The sequence below is a fragment of the Macromonas nakdongensis genome (genome assembly GCF_002837145.1).
GTDB lineage: Bacteria > Pseudomonadota > Gammaproteobacteria > Burkholderiales > Burkholderiaceae_C > Macromonas_B > Macromonas_B nakdongensis.
In genome coordinates this window covers 1-5,502 of the sequence record NZ_NWMV01000039.1, presented here as the reverse complement: position 1 = coordinate 5,502, position 5,502 = coordinate 1, and the positions used below count along the sequence as shown (strand labels likewise).

The following is a 5,502-nucleotide window of genomic DNA, read 5'->3' as shown; positions in this document are numbered from 1 at the left end:
CGAGCGCGAGGCGGCCCGCCCGCTGGCGCTGGTGTGGGCCTTGGAGCGCGGCTCGCGCAGCGGCCGCGTGGCCTACCAGTTTGCCCGCCACCACGCGGGCGAGCGCGGCCAGCCCCCGGCTTGAGGGCCCCGGCATGAATGCAGCGACACCGAAGTCGGGCGCGGCCGTGCTGGTGGCCGATGGCGACCGACCCCGCGCCGGCGGCGCCGACCGCCCGGTGACCGAGGTGGCGGTGGGGGTGCTGATCGACCCGCAGGGCCGTTTTCTGCTGACCAGCCGCCCGCCCGGCAAGGTGTACGAAGGCTACTGGGAGTTTCCCGGTGGCAAGCTGGAGGCCGGTGAAACCGTGGCCGAGGCCCTGCGGCGCGAACTGCAGGAGGAGATCGGTGTGACCATCGGCGCGGCCCATCCCTGGCGCGAAACCCTGGTCGATTACCCGCACGCGCTGGTGCGTTTGCATTTCTGCCAGGTGTTCGAGTGGACGGGCGAACTCCACATGCACGAAGGCCAGCGTTTCAGCTGGCAGATCCTGCCGGTGGCGGTGCAGCCGATTTTGCCCGGCACGGTGCCGGTGCTGGCCTGGTTGACCGAGGAGGCCCGGTCGCAGGGCTGAGGTGCGGACGTCGGGCCTGTCGGGCCAGGAACGACGCCTGGCCGGCCCGGTGCCGAGCGGTGTCAGTGCCGCCAGTCGCCCTCGGGCGGTGCAGGCTCCAGGGGCGGGGCGGTGGGCACGCGGAATTCCTCGCTGGCCCAGGCGCCCAGGTCCTGCGTTTTGCAGCGTTCCGAGCAGAACGGCCGGTGGCGGTTGCTGGGGGCGTACAGGCTGGAGCCGCCGCAGGCCGGGCAGACCACCGTTTTCGGGGTGAAGCTGGGGCGGTCGCTCATGCGCACAGGGTCACTTCGAGGTCGGCGTTGCGGTCGGCGGCGATCTGCAGCTTGCCGTCCGGGCCGCGCTGCATCAGCCGCACCGAGAACAGCAGGCGGTTGCCACTGATCTCGGGCACCAGTTCCAGGGCCGGATCGACCCACAGGCGCAGCAGCTGGAAGGTGCGGCCCTGGGGCAGGTTCTGCTGGTACTGCCCCCCGATGGCGGTGACTTTCTGGGGCACGCCCGATTCGCGCAGCAGGCCCATGAGCAGCTGGATCGGCTGGGCCAGGGCCGCGAGTTCCTGCACCCAATTGTTCAACTCGTGCTGGCGCAGTTCGGCCGGCCGGTGCTGCCAGTCGTGGTAAGCCGGCAGGTCGAATTCGCAGGTGCCCCCAGGGATGGAGATGCGGCTGCGGATGGCCATGAGCCATTCGTTCTCGCTCAGGCCGTGGCCAACGCGGCCGGCGTCGTCGTGCAGGGCGTTGAAGCAGGCGTCGATGCGGGCGATGAATTGGTCGAGTGCTGCCTCGGAAATGGCCGGGTTGCCGCGGTAGCCGTTGTAGACCTGCTTGAGCTTGTCCAGGTCTTTGAGGATTTCGGACTTCAGGTCGGAGCGGGCGCCCACGTCCATGATCTCGAACAGCGTCTGGATGGCGAAGTGGTGGTCCAGCGGGTGGTGGCGCGACACCAGTTCGGCGAGGCGGCGGAACAGCTGTTCCAGACGCAGGTAGGTGCGGATGCGTTCGTTGAACGGGTATTCGTAGAGGATCACGTCGCGCGCGGGGTCGGGTCTGCGGTCAAACGACCAGGGGATGGGCAGCAACTTCCATCATAGCCCGAATCGTTGCCGCATCTGCGCGTAGGCGTTGCGCACGCGTGTTTCCAGTTGTGCCAGGGTGGCGTGGTCGTTGTCGATCACGGTGTCGGCCACGGCCAGGCGCTGTGCCCGGCTGGCTTGTGCGGCGAGCACCGCTTCGACCTGTTCGCGCGGCCAGCCGTTGCGCTGAACGACCCGACGGATTTGGGTCTCGGGCTGGCAGTCCACCACCCAGACCGTGTCCACCCGTTCGCGCCAGGTGGGCGACTCGACCAGCAGCGGGATGTCGAGCACGGCGCAGTCGCCGGCGGCGGCGGTGGTCTGGCGTTCGATCTCGGCGCGCACCAGCGGGTGCACGATGGCTTCGAGCCGTTGTTTGGCGCTGGGGTCGGCGAAGACGGCGGCGCGCATGCGGTCGCGGTCCAGGGCGCCGTCGGCGGCGATGAAGTCGGGGCCGAAGGCGGCGCGGATGGCGGCGATGGCCGCGCCGCCGGCGGCGGTGCTGGCGCGCGAGATGGCGTCGGCGTCCACCACGGTCGCACCCAGGTCTTGCAGCAGGGTGGCGACGGTGCTTTTGCCGCTGCCGATGCCGCCGGTCAGGCCCAGGCGCAGCGGGCGTGGGGGCGGGGTCGGCGCGCTCACAGGCCCACCCAGCGCAGCAGGGCCTGTGGGCTGAAGACCAGGGCGCTCAGGCCGGCCAGGGCCAGGAAGGGGCCGAAGGGGATGTAGCCGCCTTCGCGCAGGCCGCTGGTGAATTTCATGCCGATTCCGACGACCGCCCCGATGACCGAGGCCATCAGGATCATGGGGATGAGGGCCTGCCAGCCGAACCAGGCGCCGAGTGCGGCAAAGAGCTTGAAGTCGCCGTAACCCATGCCCTCCTTGCCGGTGAGCAGTTTGAACGCCCAGTACACCGACCAGAGCGAGAGGTAGCCCGCCACCGCGCCCCACAGGGCCTGGGGCAGGGTGATGCCGGTCCAGCCCCAGGCCGCCACGACCAGGCCGGCCCAGACCAGGGGCAGGGTGATGTCGTCGGGCAGCAGGGTGGTGTCCCAGTCGATGCAGGCCAACGCGATCACCGCGGCGACGAAGCCGAACCAGGCCAGCGCCGACCCGCTGGGGCCGTGCTGCGCGAACACCCAGGCGAACAGGCCGCCGGTCAGCAGTTCCACCAGGGGGTAGCGCAGCCCGATGGACACGCCGCAGACGTGGCACTGGCCGCGCAGCAGCAGGTAGCTGAGCACCGGCACGTTCTGGTACCAGGCGATGCCGGCGCCGCACGAATGGCAGCGCGAGCGCGGGTGCAGCAGGTTCAGTGGCGGGTGTTCGGGCGCGGGCTGGCCGCTAAATTCGGCGCATTCGGCCGCCCACTGGCGCTCCATCATCTGCGGCAGGCGGTGGATGACGACGTTGAGGAAGCTGCCGACGAGCAGGCCCAGCAGGGCGGCCAGGGCCAGACCGATCGGGCCGTTGAGGGTGTCCAGGGGCATGGGGCGGGCGGGTTCGTGGTGGGTGACCGCAGTGTAATCAGATCGGTGACGGCATCACCTGGCTTCTGCCGTTACAGTGTGCCGTCGCCCTCCATTTGCCGCACCGCCATGCCTGCCCACACCCCGCCGCCAGCCGTTCTGTTGCGCCGCCTGTTCGAGGCCGCCGTGGCCTCGGCCCAACCCGCCCTGTGCGTGCCGCCGCACCTGCCCTCGCCCGCCGAGCTGGGCCGCGGGCGGCTGGTGGTGATCGGGGCGGGCAAGGCGTCGGCGGCCATGGCGCGTGCCGTGGAAGACCACTGGGAGGGCCCGCTGAGTGGGCTGGTGGTGACGCGCTATGGCTACGCCGTGCCGTGCGAGCGCATCGAGATCGTCGAAGCCGCCCACCCGGTGCCGGACGCCGCCGGCCTGCGCGCCGCCGAGCGCCTGTTGCAGCTCGTGCAGGGTCTGAGCGCCGACGACGTGGTGCTGTGCCTGATCTCGGGCGGGGGCTCGGCCTTGCTGCCTTTGCCGCTGCCAGGGCTGACGCTGGCGCACAAGCAGGCGATGAACCGCGCCCTGCTGGCCAGCGGCGCCACCATCGGCGAAATGAACTGCGTGCGCCGCCACCTCTCGGCCATCAAAGGTGGGCGGCTGGCCGCGGCCTGCCACCCGGCGCGGGTGCTGACGCTGCTGCTGTCCGACGTGCCGGGCGACCAGCCCATGGACATCGCCTCCGGCCCGACGGTGGCCGACCCGAGCACCTGCGCCGATGCGCTGGCCATCGTGCGGCGCTACGGCATCGAACTGCCCGAGCCGGTGCGCGAGGTGCTGGACAGCGGCCGGGGCGAGTCGGTCAAGCCCGGCGATCCGCGCCTGGCGCGGGCCGATGTGCGCATGGTGGCGACGCCGCAGATGGCGCTGGAAGCGGCCGCCCGGGTGGCGCGCGAGGCTGGCTACGCGGTGCACATCCTGGGCGACGCGCTGGAGGGCGAGGCGCGCGACGTGGGCAAGGTGCTGGGCGGCATGGCGTTGCAGGTGGCCGGGCGCGACCAACCCTTCACCGCGCCCTGTGTGCTGCTGTCGGGCGGGGAAACCACGGTGACGGTGCGCGGGCAGGGACGCGGCGGGCGCAACGTGGAGTGCCTGCTGTCCTTCGCCATCGCCACCGCCGGGCACCCGCGCATCCACGCCCTCATGGGCGACACCGACGGGGTGGACGGCCTGGAGGAAGTGGCCGGCGCGGTGCTGGGGCCCGACACTTGGGCGCGGGCCTGGGCCCAGGGCCTGCGGCCACTGGACGCCCTGGCCGACAACGACGGCCACGGCTTTTTCGAGGCCTTGGGCGCGGCCGTGGTGACCGGCCCGACGTTGACCAACGTCAACGACTTTCGGGCCATTCTGGTCGACGGCCTCAGCTGAGCAGCAGGCCGCGCCGCTCGATGAAGCGTACCACCTCGTCCAGCCCGGCCTGGGTTTTCAGGTTGGTCATGACCCAGGGGCGGCGCTCGGGGTCGGGGCGCATGCGGGCTGTATCAGAAGCCATCACCTCCAGGTTGGCGCCCACGTGCGGGGCCAGGTCGGTCTTGTTGATGACGAACAGGTCGCTCTTGGTGATGCCGGGGCCGCCCTTGCGCGGGATTTTTTCGCCCGCGGCCACGTCGATGACGTAGATCGTCAGGTCGCTCAACTCGGGGCTGAAGGTGGCGGCCAGGTTGTCGCCGCCGCTTTCCACGAAGACCACGTCGGCGTTGGGGAACTCGGCCAGCATGCGGTCGATGGCTTCGAGGTTGATGGAACAGTCCTCGCGGATGGCGGTGTGCGGGCAGCCGCCGGTTTCCACGCCCAGGATGCGCTCGGGCGGCAGCGCGCCGCTGACGGTGAGCAGGCGCTGGTCTTCCTTGGTGTAGATGTCGTTGGTGATGGCGACCAGGTCGTATCGGGTGCGCATGGCCTTGCACAGCATTTCGAGCAAGGTGGTTTTGCCGGAGCCGACGGGACCGCCGATGCCGACGCGCAGCGGGGGCAGGACCTTGGTGCGGCCGGGGATCTGGTGCAGGGCAGGGGCGTTCATGAGCGGAACAGGCGGGAGTACTGGGTTTCGTGGCGGGCCGAGAGGATGGCCAGCAGGGGGGTGAAGGACATGCGGGTGTCGTCGGTGTGGCACAAGGCCGCCTCGACGGCGTCGGGGATGTGGCGGCACAGGCGCGCGAGGATGCGCTGGCCCGCGCTTTGCCCCAGGGGCACGGCCTTGATGGCGGCCTGCACCTGGTTGTCGGCCCAGCCGAAGGCAGCGGCCTGCAGCGCGCCGCGAACCGGGGCGTGGGGGGGCAGGCGCAGCGCCAGGGCC

The 5,502-nt window shown here is 70.9% G+C and carries 9 protein-coding genes; 3 read left to right on the top strand and 6 right to left on the bottom strand.

Annotated elements, in window-relative coordinates; translation table 11 throughout:
- Both CON77_RS06595 and CON77_RS06590 read left to right on the top strand, forming a co-directional pair.
- Positions 1–124: DUF815 domain-containing protein (locus CON77_RS06595; protein ID WP_157826859.1), on the top strand; the 124-nt coding region annotated here is incomplete at its 5' end.
- A gap of 10 nt (positions 125–134) precedes the next feature.
- On the top strand, positions 135–614 hold the full coding sequence (locus CON77_RS06590) for an NUDIX domain-containing protein (RefSeq protein WP_101048341.1): 480 nt from the start codon (positions 135–137) through the stop codon (positions 612–614).
- Positions 615–676: 62 nt separating this feature from the next.
- Here the strand turns inward: CON77_RS06590 and CON77_RS06585 are convergent, their stop codons facing one another.
- The 4 genes from CON77_RS06585 to CON77_RS06570 are packed head-to-tail and all read right to left on the bottom strand — an operon-like array spanning position 677 to position 3,176.
- The gene (locus CON77_RS06585) at positions 677–886 is read right to left on the bottom strand and encodes a DNA gyrase inhibitor YacG (RefSeq protein WP_101048339.1); all 210 of its coding nucleotides are present in this window, start codon (positions 884–886) and stop codon (positions 677–679) included.
- Positions 883–1,641 carry a cell division protein ZapD gene (gene zapD / locus CON77_RS06580; protein WP_101048338.1) on the bottom strand — a complete coding sequence of 253 codons (759 nt, stop codon included), beginning with the start codon at positions 1,639–1,641 and terminating at the stop codon, positions 883–885. Before zapD ends, CON77_RS06585 begins: the two co-directional genes overlap by 4 nt.
- Positions 1,642–1,698: 57 nt before the next feature.
- The gene (coaE, locus tag CON77_RS06575; protein ID WP_232788428.1) at positions 1,699–2,328 is read right to left on the bottom strand and encodes a dephospho-CoA kinase; all 630 of its coding nucleotides are present in this window, start codon (positions 2,326–2,328) and stop codon (positions 1,699–1,701) included.
- Positions 2,325–3,176, bottom strand: a complete 852-nt coding sequence (locus CON77_RS06570; protein ID WP_101048336.1) for a prepilin peptidase — start codon at positions 3,174–3,176, stop codon at positions 2,325–2,327. The genes coaE and CON77_RS06570 overlap by 4 nt, the downstream gene beginning before the upstream one ends.
- A gap of 108 nt (positions 3,177–3,284) precedes the next feature.
- On the opposite strand from CON77_RS06570, the gene CON77_RS06565 reads away from it, so the two are divergent.
- On the top strand, positions 3,285–4,574 hold the full coding sequence (locus tag CON77_RS06565) for a glycerate kinase type-2 family protein (protein WP_101048335.1): 1,290 nt from the start codon (positions 3,285–3,287) through the stop codon (positions 4,572–4,574).
- Here the strand turns inward: CON77_RS06565 and ureG are convergent.
- Positions 4,567–5,226, bottom strand: coding sequence for an urease accessory protein UreG (gene ureG, locus CON77_RS06560; RefSeq protein ID WP_101048334.1), 660 nt, complete (start codon positions 5,224–5,226; stop codon positions 4,567–4,569). The genes CON77_RS06565 and ureG overlap by 8 nt on opposite strands.
- On the bottom strand, positions 5,223–5,502 hold a 280-nt coding region (locus tag CON77_RS06555; protein WP_304442148.1), incomplete at its 5' end, for an urease accessory protein UreF. The genes ureG and CON77_RS06555, both read right to left, overlap by 4 nt.